The following is a 15,279-nucleotide window of genomic DNA, read 5'->3' as shown; positions in this document are numbered from 1 at the left end:
TTGGCTCTCGCGAGTCTCGAATCCCGCGAGTCTTGGCTCTCGTGAGCCTCGCGTCCCATCCCCCGCATTCCGTGCCCGCTGGAGCTTCCATGCGCATCGTCTTCATGGGCACACCCGATTTCGCGGTGCCGACGCTGGTCGAGATTGTCGGCAGCGGGCACGAGGTGGTGGCCGTCTATTCCCGCGCGCCGGCGGCGGGCGGGCGGCGCGGGCTGGATTTGCTGCCCTCGCCGGTGCACCGCGCTGCCGAGCGGCTGGGCATCCCCGTTCTCACCCCCTCGACGCTGCGCGGCGAAGAGGCCGTCGCCACCTTCGCCGGCCATGAGGCGGATGCGGCCGTGGTGGTGGCCTATGGGCGACTGCTGCCGCAGGCGATCCTCGACCTGCCGCGACTGGGCTGCCTCAACCTGCATGCCTCGCTGCTGCCGCGCTGGCGCGGGGCCGCGCCGATCCAGCGCGCCATCCTGGCGGGGGATATGGAAACCGGCATCGCTGTCATGAAGATGGAAGCGGGGCTCGACACCGGGCCGGTCGGCCTCGTCGAGCGCGTCGCCATCGGGCCGGACATGACGGCGGGGGAACTGCACGACCGGCTCATGATCACCGGCGGCGACCTGATCGGGCGGGCGCTGGCGGCGCTGGAGCGTGGCGCGCTCGGCTTCACGCCGCAGTCGGACACCGGCGTTACCTATGCCGCCAAGATCGACAAGGGCGAGACCCGCATCGACTGGGGGAGGCCGGCGCAGGACGTGCACAACCATATTCGCGGGTTCGCACCCTTTCCCGGCGCGTGGTTCGACCTGGACGGGGCGCGGGTGAAGGTGCTGCGCTCCACGCTGGCGGGCGAGGCGGGCCGCGACGGAGCGATGACCGGCGAGGTGCTGGACGACGGGCTGGCCATCGCCTGCGGCGCGGGGGCGGTGCGGCTCGTCGAGGTGCAGAAGGCCGGCGGGCGAGCCATGGCGGCGGCCGAGTTCCTGCGCGGCACGGGATCGATGAAGGGAAGGGTACTGGCATGAGCTCGACGAACGGCACGATCCGGCCACTCGGCATGGATGACGAGGCGATCTGGCGCCCGCTCTGGCAGGCCTATCTCACCTTCTACGAGGCCGAACTGCCGGAAGCGGTGACGCAGACGACCTGGCGGCGCCTGATGGACCCCGCCGAGCCGGTGCGCGGCGCGCTGGCCTTCGACGAGGCCGGCCGCGCGGTCGGCCTGGTGCACTGGCTGTTCCACCGCTCGACCTGGGCGGAGGGCGATTATTGCTATCTCAACGACCTGTTCGTCGACGGCGACCAGCGCGGCAAGGGCGTGGGGCGCGCGCTGATCGACCATGTCCATGCCGATGCGGCGGCGCAGGGGGCGGTGAAGGTCTACTGGCTGACCCACGAGACCAACACCACGGCGCAACGCCTCTACAACGCCGTCGCCGAACGCACCGGCTTCATCCAGTACCGCAAGCTGATCGCGCGCTGACGAAAGGGCAGGCAAGTCCGGGTGGCGATCGGCCCGCCCGGGAATGGCGGCGCGCCCGGCACCTGCCCGAACGTGGCGCCTGCCTGAACGCGGAATGGCGCCGGCGGCGTGGGGATGCCCCCATGGCGAGGCGATCCCCGGCGCGTCGCTGCGCTACGGCCGGGATGACGCTGTGAACGCGGCCCGGCCCGGCGGCTCGACCCGCGGACCGGACGTCCACGCGTTGCTAGCCCGTGATTGCGGCCAGATAGAGCACAGATAACTTATGTAATTAATGATCGCCCGCCGTGCTGTCCTGTGAAAATGCGGGGCGCTTGGGTGAGGCGATGGCGGGGCTTTCCCGACCGGAACCATCCGCGCCCTTCCACGTTACCGCGTTGGTGATGCGGCGCCCAGCCGCATGGTGCCGTCCATGTGGGGACGGCCGGTGTCCCGGGGAGAAAAGACATGCTGAAGATCATCGCCATATCCGCTGTCGCGCTGAGCATGGCCGCCTGCACGACCACCGAGCGCCGCGCGACCGGCGGTGCGCTGATCGGCGGCGGCACCGGAGCGATCATTGGTGGCATCGCCGGCGGCGGTACCGGTGCTGCGGTGGGTGCGGCGGTGGGTGCCGGCACCGGCGCCGTCATCGGCGCCGCGACCACCCCGCGCGAATGCTGGACGCGCGATCGCTACGGCAATGCCATCGCCGTGCGCTGCTGAACGTGTCCATCCACCGGGCGCATCTCGCCCGTTGCCCCCGGCGTGGGCCAGCCTTTCATTGGCTGGCCCACAGCACGCGCGCGACCCAGGCGATGTCCTTCTCCTGCAAGATCCGGTCGGCGTGATCGGGATTGAGCGAGCGCAGTTCCACGGTGCGCGCGGTGCGGCGCTTGAGTTCCTTCGCCAGCACCTCGCCCTCGCGCGTCTTGACGATGACGCGGTCGCCGCGACGCACCGGCGCGGTGGGTGACACCACTACGATGTCGCCGTCGCGATAGAGCGGCAGCATGGAATCGCCGGCTATTTCCAGCGCATAGGCGTGCTCGTCGCCGATATTGGGAAACTCGATCTCTTCCCAGGCCCCGCCCGCGGGAAAGCCGGCATCGTCGAAATAGCCGCCCGCCCCGGCCTGCGCGAAGCCGATGAGCGGAATGGCGCGCCGGCCGGCCGCGCCGCCCGTCACCAGCGTCATGAAATCGTCAATGCCCGTGCCGGTGGAGGCCAGAACCTTGGCGATGCTCTCGGTGGAGGGCCAGCGCGGCCGTCCGTCGGGAGCCTCGCGCTTGGAGCGGTTGAAGGCGGTCGGATCGAGCCCCGCGCGACGGGCGAGCGCCGAGGTGCTCAAGCCGTGCTGTTGCGCCAGACGGTCGACGGCACGCCAAATCTGGGCATGGGTCAGCATGGCGCCACCTGAGATTCGGGGATTTTGTCCGAGTCTGGGAATTAGAACCTATTTTCCGGCAAGTCCAGCCAAATTGCTACTTTAACGTGCATTCGAATGCACGCTCGCGCATCTGGACGCGCCGCGCCGGCACCCGCTATAACGCTGCGTCATGGGTCCATGCGTGGCATCGCTTTCGAGCATGGCCACCGACCGTCACGATGCCGGCAAAGGGCGGAGCGGCACGGCGCGGCATGTCGTTTCCCCGCGCCATCGGCGCCCGATCCTTGAGGAAACGTCGTGGCCCTCCTGTGAAGGCCCGTGCTCATCCATTGCCAGCGTGGCCGGGTGAAGCTAGAGGCCTGTCTCGGGCGCGGGCGGGCCGCGCCGACTGGCGAGCCGCGAGGCGCCGAACATGACGACGACTGACACGCTCATCTACAAGATTGCCCCGCGCGGGCTCTGGCAGGAAGCCGAGGCGGCGGGAAGCTTTGTGGGCGCGCCGGTGGATATCGCCGACGGCTTCATCCACTTTTCCACGCGCGCGCAGGTGGCGGAGACCGCGGCCCGGCACTTTGCCGGTCACGAGGACCTGCTGCTGATCGCGGTGCGCACGCCCGCGCTGGATCCCGCCGCGCTGCGCTGGGAGCCCTCGCGCGGCGGCGCGCTTTTCCCCCATCTCTATGCCGCGCTCCCGCTCGACACGCTCGCATGGGTGCGCCCGCTGCCGCTCGGCGCCGACGGGCGGCACGTTTTCCCTGAACTGGCAGGCTGACCCTCGAGGGCCGACATCCGGAGCATGGTTTGATGAGCACGCTCGCCGACTTCGCCTTGCCCTTCGCGCGGCTGCTCGATCCCGAGATCGCGCACGGCCTCGCCATCCGCGCGCTCGCCGTGCTGCCGCCCCGGCCGGCGCCGGCGGACGATCCGCGTCTCGCCGTCGAGGCGTTCGGCCTGCGGTTTCCCAATCCGGTGGGATTGGCGGCCGGCTTCGACAAGGAGGCCGAGGTGCCCGACGCCATGCTCGGCAGCGGCTTCGGCTTTGTCGAGGTCGGCACCATCACCCCGCGCCCGCAGCCGGGCAATCCGCGCCCGCGCAATTTCCGCCTCACGCAGGACCGCGCGGTGATCAACCGCTACGGCTTCAACAGCGGCGGCCATGGTCCCGCCCGGGGGCGGCTGGTGGCGCGGGCGGGCCGGCCGGGCATTGTCGGCGTCAATGTCGGGGCCAACAAGGACAGCACCGACCGCGCGGCCGATTATGTCGCGGGAATCGAGGCCTTCGCCGGCCTCGCCACGTATTTCACCGCCAATGTCTCCTCGCCCAACACGCCGGGCCTGCGCGACCTGCAGGAAGAGCGCGCGCTCGACGACCTGCTGGCCCGTCTTATCGAGGCGCGCGATCGCCTCGCCCCGCGCGTGCCGCTCCTGCTCAAGATCGCGCCCGATCTCGCGCTCGCCCATCTCGACGGGGTGGTGCAGGTGGCGCGGCGGCGGCGGATCGACGGGCTGATCGTTTCCAACACCACCATCGCGCGCCCGGCCAGCCTGGTCTCGAAGCACCGGGGGGAGACCGGCGGCCTGTCCGGCCGGCCGCTCTTCGCGCTGTCGACGCGCATGCTGGCGGAGACCTATGTGCGCACCGATGGCGCCTTCCCGCTGATCGGGGTGGGCGGGATCGACAGCGTGGAGGCGGCGCTCGCCAAGATCGAGGCGGGGGCGAACCTCATTCAGATCTATTCGGCGCTGGTCTATGAGGGGCTCGCCCTGGTGCCGCGCCTCAAGCAGGGCATCGCCGCGCGCCTCGCCAAGGAAAAGACGACGCTCGCCGCGCTGACCGGCCGGCGCGCGCGCGACATCGTGGTCACGCCGTTTCCGGGCTGAGCCCCGAACACCGTTCGGCCCCGGCGGACCCCGCCCACGCTTGCCCGCCCGAGGGGAGGGGCTAGCTGAGACCAAACAGCTAGCCCATGCAGGCATCCTCGGTGGCGGCGTAGCCGGCCGGCTTCGCCGCGCTCTTCTGCGGATTGCCACGGCCCAGCGCCCCGTCCGATCGGGCCCGGAGATAGACGAACATCGCGTCGACATAGCACATGACGTTCGGATTGGTGCCGAAGGCGGGCATCACCAGGTCCTGGCTCGCGCTGACGTTCTTCTTGCCGTTCGTGACCGTGTCGAGGAACTGGTCGTAGCTAAGGTTCTGCAGGGCATCGACCAGCGAGGGGGCGAAGCTCGAGCCGAGACCGTCCGGGCCGTGACACTGCATGCAGTTGGCGGTGTAGCGGATGTAGCCGACCGACGTGTACCAGTCGACCGTGCCATCCTTGTCGATCTTGAAGGTCGGGTTGCCGGCCTTGTCGCTGTACTCGCCGTCGCTCGAACTTGCGGCAGCGGGGTCGCCGGATCCGTCGGCGGCGACCGGCGTCACGAAGGCAAGCAAGAGAGCGGCGATGGTGGCGCCGGTGCGCAGGGACATGATTTCCTCACCCATTAGCGGCTTCTTGTTGTCCGGCCCCGGCAAGGGCCGTGGCGGTGATCCTCCCGCCGCGCCCGTCAATGGTCAAGCCGGGGCCGATTTGGCAAAGGTGCGCCGCTCCAGCGCCGGCATGCGCAGCGCCTGGAACAGGCCGCGCCCGCCCATGAAGGCGAGATAGGCGAGCCACAGCCCGGTATTGCCGAGCGGCAGGGTGAGCCACCAGACGAGGAAATACAGCGCCACCGCCGGAAGCATCATGTTGCGCATGTCGCGCGACCATGTGGAGCCGGCATAGATGCCGTCATAGGCGAAGGCGGCGACACCGGCGAGCGGCGTCAGCGCGGCCAGCGGCAGGAATTCGCGGCCCAGCGCGCGAACCTCCGGATTGGCGGTGAGCAGGTCGATGAACGCACCGCCCCACAGGACCAGCGCCAGCGTCGCCGGCAGCGCGAAGCCGAAGCCCCAGCCGAGCGCCATCCGCACGGCGCGGCGGAAGCCGGGATGATCCTTTGCCCCCACGCTCTGGCCGCAGATCTGCTCGGCGGCGGTGGCAAAGCCATCCAGGAAGAAGGCGGCGACCATGACGATGTTGAACAGCACGGCATTGGCGGCCAGCGTCACGTCGTCCGCCCGCGCGCCCTGGCTGGTGAAGAACACCAGCACCGCCATCAGCAGGCCGGTGCGGATCATGATGTCGCTGTTGACGGCGAGGGTCTCGACCAGCCGGGCGCGGTCGAGCACCGCGCTCCACGGCGCGCGCCAGCCCGATCCCATCAGCCGAGCGGCGGCGCCCAGGCCGAACAGCGTGCCGGTGATCTCGGCCAGCACGTTGGCGGCCGCCGCGCCGGCAATGCCGAAATCCCAGTAGAGCACGAGCAGCACGGTCGCCGCCGCGTTCACGCCGGCGATCAGGATTTGCAGCCCGAGGCCGATATCGGTGCGGGCAATGCCGACCAGCCAGCCCAGCAGGGCGAAATTGCCGATGGCGAACGGCGCCGAGAGAATACGCACCGAGAAATACAGCGCGGCGGCGGCATGCACGCCCTCGCTCGCCCCCATCAGGGTGAAGGCGGCGGTGCCGATCGGCCCGTTGAGCGCGATCAGCGCAAGGCCGATGGCGGCGGAAATGACCAGCGCGCGGTACAGCACGGCGCGCAGTTCCACGCTCTCGCCGCGCCCGAGCGCCTGCGCCGTCAGCCCCGCCGTGCCCATGCGCAGCGAGCCGAAGATCCAGAAGGCGAAGTCGAACAGCAGCGCCCCGACCGCCACCGCGCCGAGCAGCACCGCATCGCCCAGCCGGCCGATGGCGCCGGTGGCCACCAGGCCGAGCAGCGGCGTCGTCATCTGCGCCAGCGTGGCGGGCAGCGCGAGGGTGAGGAAGCGCCGGGAGGTGACCTCCACCCGGCCGGCGGGCGCGAAATTCACCGGCCTACTTGCCCCGGTTGGCGAGGCGGGTGATGAGCCAGAGCGGAATGACGATCACCGCGCCGAGCACCACGTAGCGCCACAGCCGCTCGATCGTGTCGAAGCCGAAGCTGAACAGGTTGCGCACCAGCCGCTCCAGGCTGGTGAAGATGTTCATCGGGTCCAGCCCGAGCGCGGAGAGAATGACGCCGACCACCAGCGAGAGCAGCAGCAGCCGCATGAGCACCCATAGGGGTGAACCGCCCATCCAGCGGGCGAACGGGTTCTCGGCCATCGACTCACGCTCCCTCGGATGCTGCCGGCCGCTTCCCTACCACGCGGGAGGGGCGGCGGGGAGCGCGCGCGCGCTCGCCATCCCCCGTGCCGATCATCGCCTCCAGCGTCGCCAGCCGGTCGGCCTCGCCGGGCGGCTTGTCCCAGCGCAGGCGGGCGACGCGGGGGAAGCGCATGGCCAGGCCCGAGCGGTGGCGGGGGGAGCGCGCGAGCCCCTCGAACGCGACTTCCAGCACCAGCCCCTCGCTCGCCGTGTGCACCACTTCGCGTACCGGCCCGAAGCGATTGACGGTGTTGCGCCGCACGAAACGGTCGATCTCGGCGAGTTCGGCATCCGTGAAGCCGAAATAGGCCTTGCCGACCGGCACCAGTTCCCCCGTCCCCGAGGTTTCCCCCGTCCACACCCCGAACGTGTAGTCGGAATAGAAGGAGGAGCGCTTGCCGTGGCCGCGCTGGGCATACATCAGCACGGCATCCACGCTGTGCGGATCGCGCTTCCATTTCCACCATGGCCCCCTGGGGCGGCCGGGCAGATAGGGGCTGTCGGCGCGCTTCAGCATCACGCCCTCCACCGCCTCGGCATCCGCGCCCGCGCCATGGGCTCCCGGGTCGGCGCGGGCGGCGGCAAGGTCCTCCCAACGGGTGAAGGGCACGAGGGGAGAGAGGTCGAGCCGGCCCTCGGCGGGATGGGCGGCAAGCAGCGCCTCCAGCCGGGCGCGGCGGGTCTCGAAGGGCAGTCCGCGCAGATCCTCGCCCCCTGCGAACAGCAGATCATAGGCGCGGATATGGGCGGGGAACTCGGCGACGAGCTTGGGCGAGACGGACTTCCGGTTGAGCCTCTGCTGCAGCACGTTGAAGGATTGTACGCGCCCCTCGCGCAGGATCAGCAATTCGCCATCCACCGCGCCATCGAAGCCGAGCGCGCCGGCAAGGTCGGGGAAGGCCGGCGAGATATCCTCGCCGGTGCGGCTGTAGAGCCGCGTGACATGCCGCCCGTCCGCCCCGCGCACCGCCTGCACGCGGATGCCGTCCCATTTCCATTCGGCGCGGAAAGCGGCGGGGTCGAGCGCGGCGAAATCCGCATCCTCGATCGGATGGGACAGCATGACGGGGCGGAACGGGGCGGGGTCGTCGGTCTCAGGGCGCGGGCCGGTTCCCTCCGCCCAGGCGAACAGGCTCTCATAGGGAGGGGCCATCCCCGGCCAGACCAGTTCGATATCGTCCGGCGCGAGGCTTCCCAGCGTCGCCACCGCCGTCTTGGCGAGGCGGGCCGAGACACCGATGCGCAGGCCGCCGGTAATGAGCTTGAGCAGCGCCCAGCGCCCCGTCTCGTCCAGCCGGTCCAGCAGGGCGGCGAGCACGGCGGGCAGTTCGGCGCGGCCCATATGGGTGAAGGCGTGGACGATCGCCGAGAGCGGCACGTCCTCCTCCTCACGTCCCGATTCACCTGCCGAGTGCGCTTCCCCCTCACCCCAGCCCTCTCCCCGTGGGGGCGAGGGGGCCGGTCGCGCGGCGGGGAAAGCCCTCTCCCCCATGGGGAGAGGGTTGGGTGAGGGGGGCGCTTCCAAAGCCCTCTCCTTCTGGGGGAGAGGGTTGGGTGAGGGGGGCGCTGCCAAAGCCCTCTCCCCCTGGGGGAGAGGGTTGGGTGAGGGGGCTTCCCCGCCCCGCCGCGGCGGGGCCGGCCACATCAGCGCGACGGTCTCGGAGAGGTCGCCGACATAGTCGTAGGAGAGCGCGAACAGCACCGGGTCGGTGCGCTCACTGATGAGCTGGCGGATCAGCCCCGCCTTGGCATTGCGGAAGGTGAGCGCGCCGGTCAGCGCGGCGAGCGCCCATCCGCGCTCGGGATCGGGCGTGTGGCGGAAATAATCGGCGATCAGCGCGATCTTGCCGTTGCGGCGCGGCTCATAGGCGAGGCGGTCGAGCAGGGCGGCGAATCGGTTCATCATTCAGTTCAGGTGTTGGGAGGGGCAGTATGGGCAAGGAAGTTAAATCGGCGATTTTAGCCGGAATTTTGTTGTCATTTTTGACATTTTCTCTCGGTTTATTGGCTGACCTGTACATAAAAAATGGAGAAATAAAAATATTGCCATTGAACAATGAAGAAAAACAGAAACTTATATTCATAGTAGAAAACTGGAGTAGAAAATTTGAAAACGAATTCGAAATAAGAATTTCTAGTTCAAAAAATATATCTGTAATAGATAAAAATAATATCTATAGAATAGATGTAAAAAATGACGGATATGATGGATTTATTTTGTCATTCAAGTCGACTGACTCATCTAGTAGTGGTGTGTTAATTGTTGAGTCATCAGGAGAAATTACAGAAAGAAATATTAAAATAATATCTGCTCCATTTGGATATGATTTGAATTTTGGTGGAGGTTTTTCATATTACAATGTAATAATAGACAACATTCTGAGGGTGTTGTTTACTGGTTTAGTTTTCTCTATCATTACGTATTATATAGAAAGAAAACTTTCAGCATCAATTGAAAAAACTGAAGAACTTTCAAATAGACTTGAAGTTATCTCTGGTAAAAATGATGCTGAAAAAAAGAAATATGAAAACAGAATAAATATACTTAAACTACTTCTAGTTAAGAGACTTAAAGAAGCAGATGTAGAAATTAGCATGTGGCGACGTGTCATTTCGAGGGTTTTGGCAACTACATTCAATGACAGATCTCACGGAAAGGAGATAGTTCGCTCGTTTGTCACGATAAGCGGAGGTTCTGTTAATTGGGGTAAAGAAGTGGAGAATATTGAATATGAGGAAATATTCGATCTTCTCGATCAAATGAGGCGTGATAGATCAAATAAGGCCTAATCTGAAAATGTGATTGAGGTGTCTCGTTCCTCCTCGCCATAGCCCACCATGTGCAGCGGGCGGGCGCGCAGGCCGGCCAGCCCCGCCCAGTGCACCAGCGCGTCCTCCTGCCCGTGCGTGACCCACAGTTCCTCGCAGCCGGTGGCAAGGATGGAGGCCTGGAGGTCGTCCCAGTCCGCATGGTCGGAAAGGATCAGCGGCAGTTCCACGCCGTTCTGCCGGGCGCGGGCGCGGATGCGCATCCAGCCCGAGGCGAAGGCGGTGACGGGATCGCCGAACCGGCGCGACCATACATCGCTCAACGCGCTGGGCGGGCAGATCACCACCGCGCCGGCCCGCTCCGTCGGGGTCGCGTCGCGGGCGGGGCGAACCTCACCCAGATCGATGCCTCTCGATGCGTAATAGGCCGTCAGCCGCTCCATCGCGCCATGCAGGAGAATGGGTCGGGTGTAGCCGGCGGCGCGCAGCAGCGCCATCACCCGCTGCGCCTTGCCGAGCGCATAGGCGCCGACCAGATGCGCCCGATCCGGAAAGAGGGCGAGCGAGGCGGTGAGCTTTCCCGTCTCTTTGAGCGGATCGGGATGGCGGAACACCGGCAGGCCGAACGTCGCTTCCGAGATGAACACATGGCAGCGCACCGGCTCGAACGGCGCGGCGGTGGGGTCGGCGCCCGGCTTGTAGTCGCCCGAGGCGACGATGGTGCAGCCCTTCCATTCCAGCGCGATCTGCGCGCTGCCCAGAATATGCCCGGCCGGGTGGAAAGTGACGCCGACGCCGTTCACCACCAGCTGCTCGCCAAAGCGCGCGGCCTGCGTCGCGCCGGCGAAGGCGTCGCCATAGCGGATCGCCATGATGTCGAGCGTCTCGCGCGTCGCCATCACGGCGCCATGGCCGGCGCGGGCATGGTCGGAATGGCCATGGGTGATCAGCGCGCGGGGAACCGGGCGCGTGGGATCGATGTAGAAGCCGCCGGCGGGCGAGTAGAGGCCCTGCGGGGTCGAATGGAGAAGCTCTTCCGGGCGCATCGCGGAACCTATATAGGGCGCCCCACCGCCTTTTCGCGAGAGCCCCCCATCATGAGCGCCGGCCGGCTGTTTCTTTCCTCCGGGGACCCCTTGGTCGACCGCCGGCTCGACTGGGCGCGCGCGCTGCTGGCGGAGGGCAACCCGGCCGACGCCGCGCAATTGCTGGATGAGGCGATGGCGCGCGCGCCGCATTACGCGCCGGGCTGGTTCCTGCTCGGCGAGGCGCGCGAGGCGGGTGATGATGCTTCTCGCGCGCTGGAAGCCTACCGGCAGGCGCTGATCCTCGATCCCGGCGACACGCTCGGCGCCGGGCTGCGCGTCGCCCGGCTCGGCGGCACTGCCGAGCCGGGCATGAGCGAAGCCTATGTGCGCACGCTGTTCGATCAATATGCCGAGCGCTTCGACGCCGCGCTGGCGCGGCTGTCCTATCGCGGGCCGGAATTGATCGATGAAGCGCTGGCGGCGGCCTGCGCGGCGCTCGGGCGGCCCTACGCCTTCGCGCGCGGGCTGGATCTGGGCTGCGGCACCGGGCTGGTGGCATTGCTGCTGGCCGACCATGTCGGGGCGATGGAGGGCGTCGACCTCTCGCCCAACATGATCGCGCTGGCCGCGAGGCGCGGCCTTTATGAGCGGGCGGTGGCGGGGGAGATGGTCGCCTTCCTCAAGGAGCGTCCGGGCGAGGATGTCGACCTGATCTTCGCCGGCGATGCCTTCTGCTATCTGGGTGATCTCGGCCCCATCCTGGCCGAGACCCGGCGCGTGCTGGAACCGGGCGGGCTCTCCGCCTTCACCGTGGAGACGCATGCGGGCGAGGGCATCCTGCTGCGCGACACGCTGCGTTTCGCCCATGGGGAAGCTTATGTGCGCGCCACGCTGGCGGGTGCCGGGCTGGTGCTGGTATCCTGTGACGCGGCCTCGACCCGCACCGAGAAGGAAAAGCCGGTGCCGGGACTGGTGGTGGTGGCGCGGCGCGCTTAGAGCACCGCCGATCGCATGGTCGTGCCATCGGATCGGGTCACGCGTTCTCTTTCCGTCTCCAGAGCCCCTCGCAATTGCGCGCCGACGCATTAGCTTCTCGCGGTGCCGATCATGGATTTCGACCGCGCCGACGAGATCGCCCTGCTGCCCGACCCGTTCGCGGGCTGGTTCGCCAGCCGCGGCTGGGCCCCTCGCGCGCATCAGCTGGACCTGATCGCCAAGGCGCGGCTCGGCCGCTCCACGCTGCTGATCGCGCCCACCGGCGCCGGCAAGACGCTGGCCGGCTTCCTGCCGAGCCTGATCGAGCTGGCGGCGCGCGCGCAGCGGCGCAGCAACAGCCCGCGCCCGCCCGGCCTTCACACGCTCTATATTTCCCCGCTCAAGGCGCTGGCCGTGGATGTCGCGCGCAATCTGGAGCGGCCGGCGGCGGAGATGGGCCTGCCCATCCGCATCGAGACGCGCACCGGCGACACGCCCGCCTCGCGCCGCCAGCGCCAGCGGCGCGATCCGCCGGACATCCTGCTCACCACGCCCGAGCAGATCGCGCTGCTCATCGCCTCGGGCGATGCGGCCCATCTGTTCGGCGACCTGAAGCGCATCGTGCTCGACGAACTGCACGCGCTGGCCGGCTCGAAGCGCGGCGACCTGCTCGCGCTCGGCCTCGCGCGGCTGCGGCGGCTGGCGCCCGGCGTGCAGACCGTCGGTCTCTCCGCCACCGTGGCGGATCCGCAGACGCTGCGCCGCTGGCTGGTGCCGCAAAGGCGCGCGGAGGGGGCGGGCGCGCAAGAGATGGGCGCGCGGGAGATGGGCGATCTGGTCATCGCCGAGGCGGGCGCCGCGCCTGAGCTCTCCATGCTGGAGAGCGTCGCCCATGTGCCCTGGGCCGGGCACACGGCGCGCCATTCGCTGAAAGAGATCTACGCGCTGATCGTCGCCAATACGACGACGCTGGTCTTCGTCAACACGCGCATGCAGGCGGAACTTCTGTTCCAGGAGCTGTGGCGCATCAACGACGCCAATCTGCCGATCGCGCTGCATCACGGCTCGCTCGATGTCTCGCAGCGCCGGCGCGTGGAGGCGGCGATGGGCGAGGGGAAGCTGAAGGCGGTGGTGTGCACCTCCTCGCTGGATCTGGGTATCGACTGGGGCGCGGTCGATCTGGTGGTGAATGTCGGCGCGCCCAAGGGCTCCTCGCGGCTGATGCAGCGCATCGGTCGGGCCAATCACCGGCTGGACGAGCCCTCGCGCGCCGTGCTGGTGCCGGCGAACCGCTTCGAGGTGCTGGAATGCCGCGCCGCGCTGGAGGCGGTGCGCGCGGGCGCGCAGGATGGCGCGGTGGAGCGCCGCGGGGCGCTGGACGTGCTGGCCCAGCATGTGCTCGGCATGGCCTGCGCCGAGCCTTTCGCCGTGGACGAGCTCTATGCCGAGGTGACGTCCGCCGAGCCCTATGCCGGGCTGGCGCGGGCGGATTTCGACGACGTGGTCGATTTCGTCGCCACCGGCGGCTATGCGCTGCGCGCCTATGAGCGCTTCGCCCGCATCCGCCCGCGCAAGGATGGGCGCTGGCGCGTCGCCAACCCCGGGGTGGCGCAGCAATACCGGCTGAATGTCGGCACCATCGTGGAATCCTCCATGCTCAAGGTGCGCCTCACCAGCGCGAAATCGCGGTTCGGCGGGCGGGTGCTGGGCGAGGTGGAGGAATATTTCGTCGAGATGCTGAGCCCGGGCGACACGTTCGTCTTCGCCGGCGAGGTGCTGCAATATCTGGCCATCGTGGAGGACGAGGTGCGCGTTGCCCGCACCAGCGCCACCGACCCGAAAGTGCCCTCCTATGCCGGCGGCAAGTTTCCGCTCTCCACCTTCCTCGCCTCGGGCGTGCGAGCCCTGCTGGCCGACCCGGCGCGCTGGTCGAGCCTGCCGGCGCAGGTGCATGAATGGCTGGACCTGCAGAAGCTGCGCTCGCGGCTGCCGGGACGCGACGACCTGCTGATCGAGACCTTTCCGCGTGGCGGGCGGCATTATCTGGTCGCCTATCCGTTCGAGGGACGGCTCGCGCACCAGACGCTCGGCATGCTGCTGACGCGCCGGCTCGACCGGTTGCGGCTGAACCCGCTCGGCTTCATGGCGAACGACTATGCGCTGGCGATCTATGGCGTTTCCGACCTGTCGCTTGCCATCGCGCAGGGCCGGCTCGACCTCGACGCGCTGTTCGATGCCGACATGCTGGGCGACGACCTGGAAGAATGGCTGGACGAATCCGCGCTGATGAAGCGCACCTTCCGCCAATGCGCGGTCATTGCCGGGCTGATCGAGCGGCGCTTTCCCGGAAAGGAGAAGAACGCGCGGCAGGTGACCATGTCGACCGACCTGGTCTACGACGTGCTGCGCCGACATGAGCCGGGCCATGTGCTGCTGCGCGCCGCCCGTGCGGATGCGGCAACAGGGCTTCTGGATATTCGCCGTCTGTCCGACATGTTGGTTCGAATTTCGGGGCGAATCGATCATATTGCACTGCCGCGCGTTTCGCCCCTTGCCGTGCCCGTGATGCTGGAAATCGGCCGCGAGAGGGTGGCGGGCGACGCGAGCGAGGCTTTGCTGGCCGAAGCCGAGGAAGAACTGATCAGGGAGGCGACGCGTGACGTCGACGACGGTTCGTGCCGTGCGTTATGACATCGAACGGCAGGCGGAGGGGGGGCTTCCGCTTGCCGGTGCGCGTCTCGTGCTGGATCCCGCCGGGGCCATCTATTGGGCGGCCGAGCGTCTCGTCATCGTTGCCGACCTGCATCTGGAAAAAGGCTCGGCGCTGGCGGCGCGGGGCGCATTGCTGCCGCCCTATGACAGCCGCGCCACGCTGGCCGTGCTGGCGCAGATCGTCGATCGCTGGCGCCCGCGCGCGGTGGTTTCGCTCGGCGACAGCTTCCATGACCGACGCGGCGCCGAACGCCTCGGCAGCGAGGAGCGCGGGGCGCTCGCCCGCCTGCTGCGCGGGCGCGAAATGATCTGGGTCGCCGGCAATCACGACCCCGACCCGATGCCGGGGCTCGGCGGCAGCCATGTGAACGAACTGACGATCGGCCCGATCTCCCTGCGTCACGAACCCCGGGCCGGCGACAGCGAGGGCGAGATCGCCGGGCACCTGCACCCGGTCGCCCGCCTTCTGGTGCGCGGCCAGAGCCTGCGCCGGCGCTGCTTCGCCACGGACGGCACGCGCCTGGTCATGCCGGCGCTGGGGGCCTATGCCGGCGGCCTCAACGTGCGCGACCCCGCGATCGAGGGGCTGTTTGCCGGCGCCTTTGCCGCGCATCTGGCCGGCGGCGCGCGCATCTACCGCTTCGCGCACGACGCCTGCCTGCCCGATCACTGAACCCGGGCACCCGCCTTCGCGCTTCCGGCTCCGGGCGGTCCATCTTCCGCCTATTTCCGTGC

The 15,279-nt window shown here is 68.1% G+C and carries 15 protein-coding genes; 9 read left to right on the top strand and 6 right to left on the bottom strand.

Features of this window, described 5'->3' with window-relative positions:
- Positions 1-89 precede the first annotated feature (89 nt).
- From fmt to QOZ99_RS14060, 3 genes are all read left to right on the top strand, one after another.
- Positions 90-1,019: a methionyl-tRNA formyltransferase gene (gene fmt / locus QOZ99_RS14070; RefSeq protein ID WP_306890624.1), complete on the top strand. Its 930-nt coding sequence runs from the start codon at positions 90-92 to the stop codon at positions 1,017-1,019.
- The gene (locus tag QOZ99_RS14065) at positions 1,016-1,477 is read left to right on the top strand and encodes a GNAT family N-acetyltransferase (RefSeq protein WP_306890623.1); all 462 of its coding nucleotides are present in this window, start codon (positions 1,016-1,018) and stop codon (positions 1,475-1,477) included. The genes fmt and QOZ99_RS14065 overlap by 4 nt, the downstream gene beginning before the upstream one ends.
- A 447-nt stretch (positions 1,478-1,924) precedes the next feature.
- The gene (locus QOZ99_RS14060; protein WP_183191247.1) at positions 1,925-2,182 is read left to right on the top strand and encodes a YMGG-like glycine zipper-containing protein; all 258 of its coding nucleotides are present in this window, start codon (positions 1,925-1,927) and stop codon (positions 2,180-2,182) included.
- A gap of 55 nt (positions 2,183-2,237) precedes the next feature.
- Here the strand turns inward: QOZ99_RS14060 and QOZ99_RS14055 are convergent, their stop codons facing one another.
- Positions 2,238-2,864: a S24 family peptidase gene (locus QOZ99_RS14055; RefSeq protein ID WP_306890622.1), complete on the bottom strand. Its 627-nt coding sequence runs from the start codon at positions 2,862-2,864 to the stop codon at positions 2,238-2,240.
- A gap of 394 nt (positions 2,865-3,258) precedes the next feature.
- On the opposite strand from QOZ99_RS14055, the gene QOZ99_RS14050 reads away from it, so the two are divergent.
- Both QOZ99_RS14050 and QOZ99_RS14045 read left to right on the top strand, forming a co-directional pair.
- The gene (locus tag QOZ99_RS14050; RefSeq protein WP_306890621.1) at positions 3,259-3,618 is read left to right on the top strand and encodes a DUF952 domain-containing protein; all 360 of its coding nucleotides are present in this window, start codon (positions 3,259-3,261) and stop codon (positions 3,616-3,618) included.
- Positions 3,619-3,650: 32 nt separating this feature from the next.
- Positions 3,651-4,727 carry a quinone-dependent dihydroorotate dehydrogenase gene (locus QOZ99_RS14045; RefSeq protein WP_306890620.1) on the top strand — a complete coding sequence of 359 codons (1,077 nt, stop codon included), beginning with the start codon at positions 3,651-3,653 and terminating at the stop codon, positions 4,725-4,727.
- 79 nt (positions 4,728-4,806) lie between these two features.
- Here QOZ99_RS14045 and QOZ99_RS14040 read toward each other — a convergent pair whose 3' ends face one another.
- From QOZ99_RS14040 to QOZ99_RS14025, 4 genes are all read right to left on the bottom strand, one after another.
- Positions 4,807-5,319 (bottom strand): c-type cytochrome, methanol metabolism-related, encoded by a 513-nt coding sequence (locus QOZ99_RS14040; protein WP_306890619.1) that lies wholly within the window; start codon positions 5,317-5,319, stop codon positions 4,807-4,809.
- An 84-nt stretch (positions 5,320-5,403) separates the two neighbouring features.
- Positions 5,404-6,744 (bottom strand): MATE family efflux transporter, encoded by a 1,341-nt coding sequence (locus QOZ99_RS14035; protein WP_306890618.1) that lies wholly within the window; start codon positions 6,742-6,744, stop codon positions 5,404-5,406.
- Positions 6,745-6,748: 4 nt separating this feature from the next.
- Positions 6,749-7,018, bottom strand: coding sequence for a DUF6460 domain-containing protein (locus QOZ99_RS14030; protein ID WP_306890617.1), 270 nt, complete (start codon positions 7,016-7,018; stop codon positions 6,749-6,751).
- 4 nt (positions 7,019-7,022) lie between these two features.
- Positions 7,023-8,963, bottom strand: coding sequence for a cisplatin damage response ATP-dependent DNA ligase (locus QOZ99_RS14025; RefSeq protein WP_306890768.1), 1,941 nt, complete (start codon positions 8,961-8,963; stop codon positions 7,023-7,025).
- Positions 8,964-8,992: 29 nt separating this feature from the next.
- Between QOZ99_RS14025 and QOZ99_RS14020 the strand changes: the two genes are divergently transcribed.
- Positions 8,993-9,850, top strand: a complete 858-nt coding sequence (locus QOZ99_RS14020) for a hypothetical protein (protein ID WP_306890616.1) — start codon at positions 8,993-8,995, stop codon at positions 9,848-9,850.
- Here QOZ99_RS14020 and QOZ99_RS14015 read toward each other — a convergent pair.
- Entirely contained in the window at positions 9,847-10,875 is a 1,029-nt protein-coding gene (locus QOZ99_RS14015; protein WP_306890615.1) for a ligase-associated DNA damage response exonuclease, read from the bottom strand. The genes QOZ99_RS14020 and QOZ99_RS14015 overlap by 4 nt on opposite strands.
- A 51-nt stretch (positions 10,876-10,926) precedes the next feature.
- Here QOZ99_RS14015 and QOZ99_RS14010 point away from each other — a divergent pair, with 51 nt between their 5' ends.
- The 3 genes from QOZ99_RS14010 (at position 10,927) to pdeM (ending at position 15,217) form a co-directional block, all read left to right on the top strand.
- Positions 10,927-11,853: a class I SAM-dependent methyltransferase gene (locus QOZ99_RS14010; RefSeq protein ID WP_306890614.1), complete on the top strand. Its 927-nt coding sequence runs from the start codon at positions 10,927-10,929 to the stop codon at positions 11,851-11,853.
- A gap of 111 nt (positions 11,854-11,964) precedes the next feature.
- Complete coding sequence (locus QOZ99_RS14005) at positions 11,965-14,523, top strand: ligase-associated DNA damage response DEXH box helicase (RefSeq protein ID WP_306890613.1); 2,559 nt, start codon at positions 11,965-11,967, stop codon at positions 14,521-14,523.
- On the top strand, positions 14,489-15,217 hold the full coding sequence (pdeM, locus tag QOZ99_RS14000; RefSeq protein ID WP_306890612.1) for a ligase-associated DNA damage response endonuclease PdeM: 729 nt from the start codon (positions 14,489-14,491) through the stop codon (positions 15,215-15,217). The genes QOZ99_RS14005 and pdeM overlap by 35 nt, the downstream gene beginning before the upstream one ends.
- Positions 15,218-15,279: the final 62 nt, after the last annotated feature.

The sequence above is a fragment of the Ancylobacter amanitiformis genome (assembly GCF_030814815.1).
Lineage (GTDB): Bacteria > Pseudomonadota > Alphaproteobacteria > Rhizobiales > Xanthobacteraceae > Ancylobacter > Ancylobacter amanitiformis.
The sequence above is the reverse complement of the archived record's forward strand: the minus strand, read 5'-3'. Positions and strand labels throughout refer to the sequence as shown.

Bases quoted from the DNA above. Each gene is read 5' to 3' on its own strand.
- QOZ99_RS14060 (WP_183191247.1), top strand. From the start codon at position 1,925: ATGCTGAAGATCATCGCCATATCCGCTGTCGCGCTGAGCATGGCCGCC.
- QOZ99_RS14055 (WP_306890622.1), bottom strand. From the start codon at position 2,864: ATGCTGACCCATGCCCAGATTTGGCGTGCCGTCGACCGTCTGGCGCAA.
- QOZ99_RS14010 (WP_306890614.1), top strand. From the start codon at position 10,927: ATGAGCGCCGGCCGGCTGTTTCTTTCCTCCGGGGACCCCTTGGTCGAC.
- QOZ99_RS14050 (WP_306890621.1), top strand. From the start codon at position 3,259: ATGACGACGACTGACACGCTCATCTACAAGATTGCCCCGCGCGGGCTC.
- QOZ99_RS14005 (WP_306890613.1), top strand. From the start codon at position 11,965: ATGGATTTCGACCGCGCCGACGAGATCGCCCTGCTGCCCGACCCGTTC.
- QOZ99_RS14030 (WP_306890617.1), bottom strand. From the start codon at position 7,018: ATGGCCGAGAACCCGTTCGCCCGCTGGATGGGCGGTTCACCCCTATGG.
- QOZ99_RS14045 (WP_306890620.1), top strand. From the start codon at position 3,651: ATGAGCACGCTCGCCGACTTCGCCTTGCCCTTCGCGCGGCTGCTCGAT.
- fmt (WP_306890624.1), top strand. From the start codon at position 90: ATGCGCATCGTCTTCATGGGCACACCCGATTTCGCGGTGCCGACGCTG.
- QOZ99_RS14015 (WP_306890615.1), bottom strand. From the start codon at position 10,875: ATGCGCCCGGAAGAGCTTCTCCATTCGACCCCGCAGGGCCTCTACTCG.
- QOZ99_RS14025 (WP_306890768.1), bottom strand. From the start codon at position 8,963: ATGAACCGATTCGCCGCCCTGCTCGACCGCCTCGCCTATGAGCCGCGC.
- QOZ99_RS14020 (WP_306890616.1), top strand. From the start codon at position 8,993: ATGGGCAAGGAAGTTAAATCGGCGATTTTAGCCGGAATTTTGTTGTCA.
- QOZ99_RS14040 (WP_306890619.1), bottom strand. From the start codon at position 5,319: ATGTCCCTGCGCACCGGCGCCACCATCGCCGCTCTCTTGCTTGCCTTC.
- QOZ99_RS14065 (WP_306890623.1), top strand. From the start codon at position 1,016: ATGAGCTCGACGAACGGCACGATCCGGCCACTCGGCATGGATGACGAG.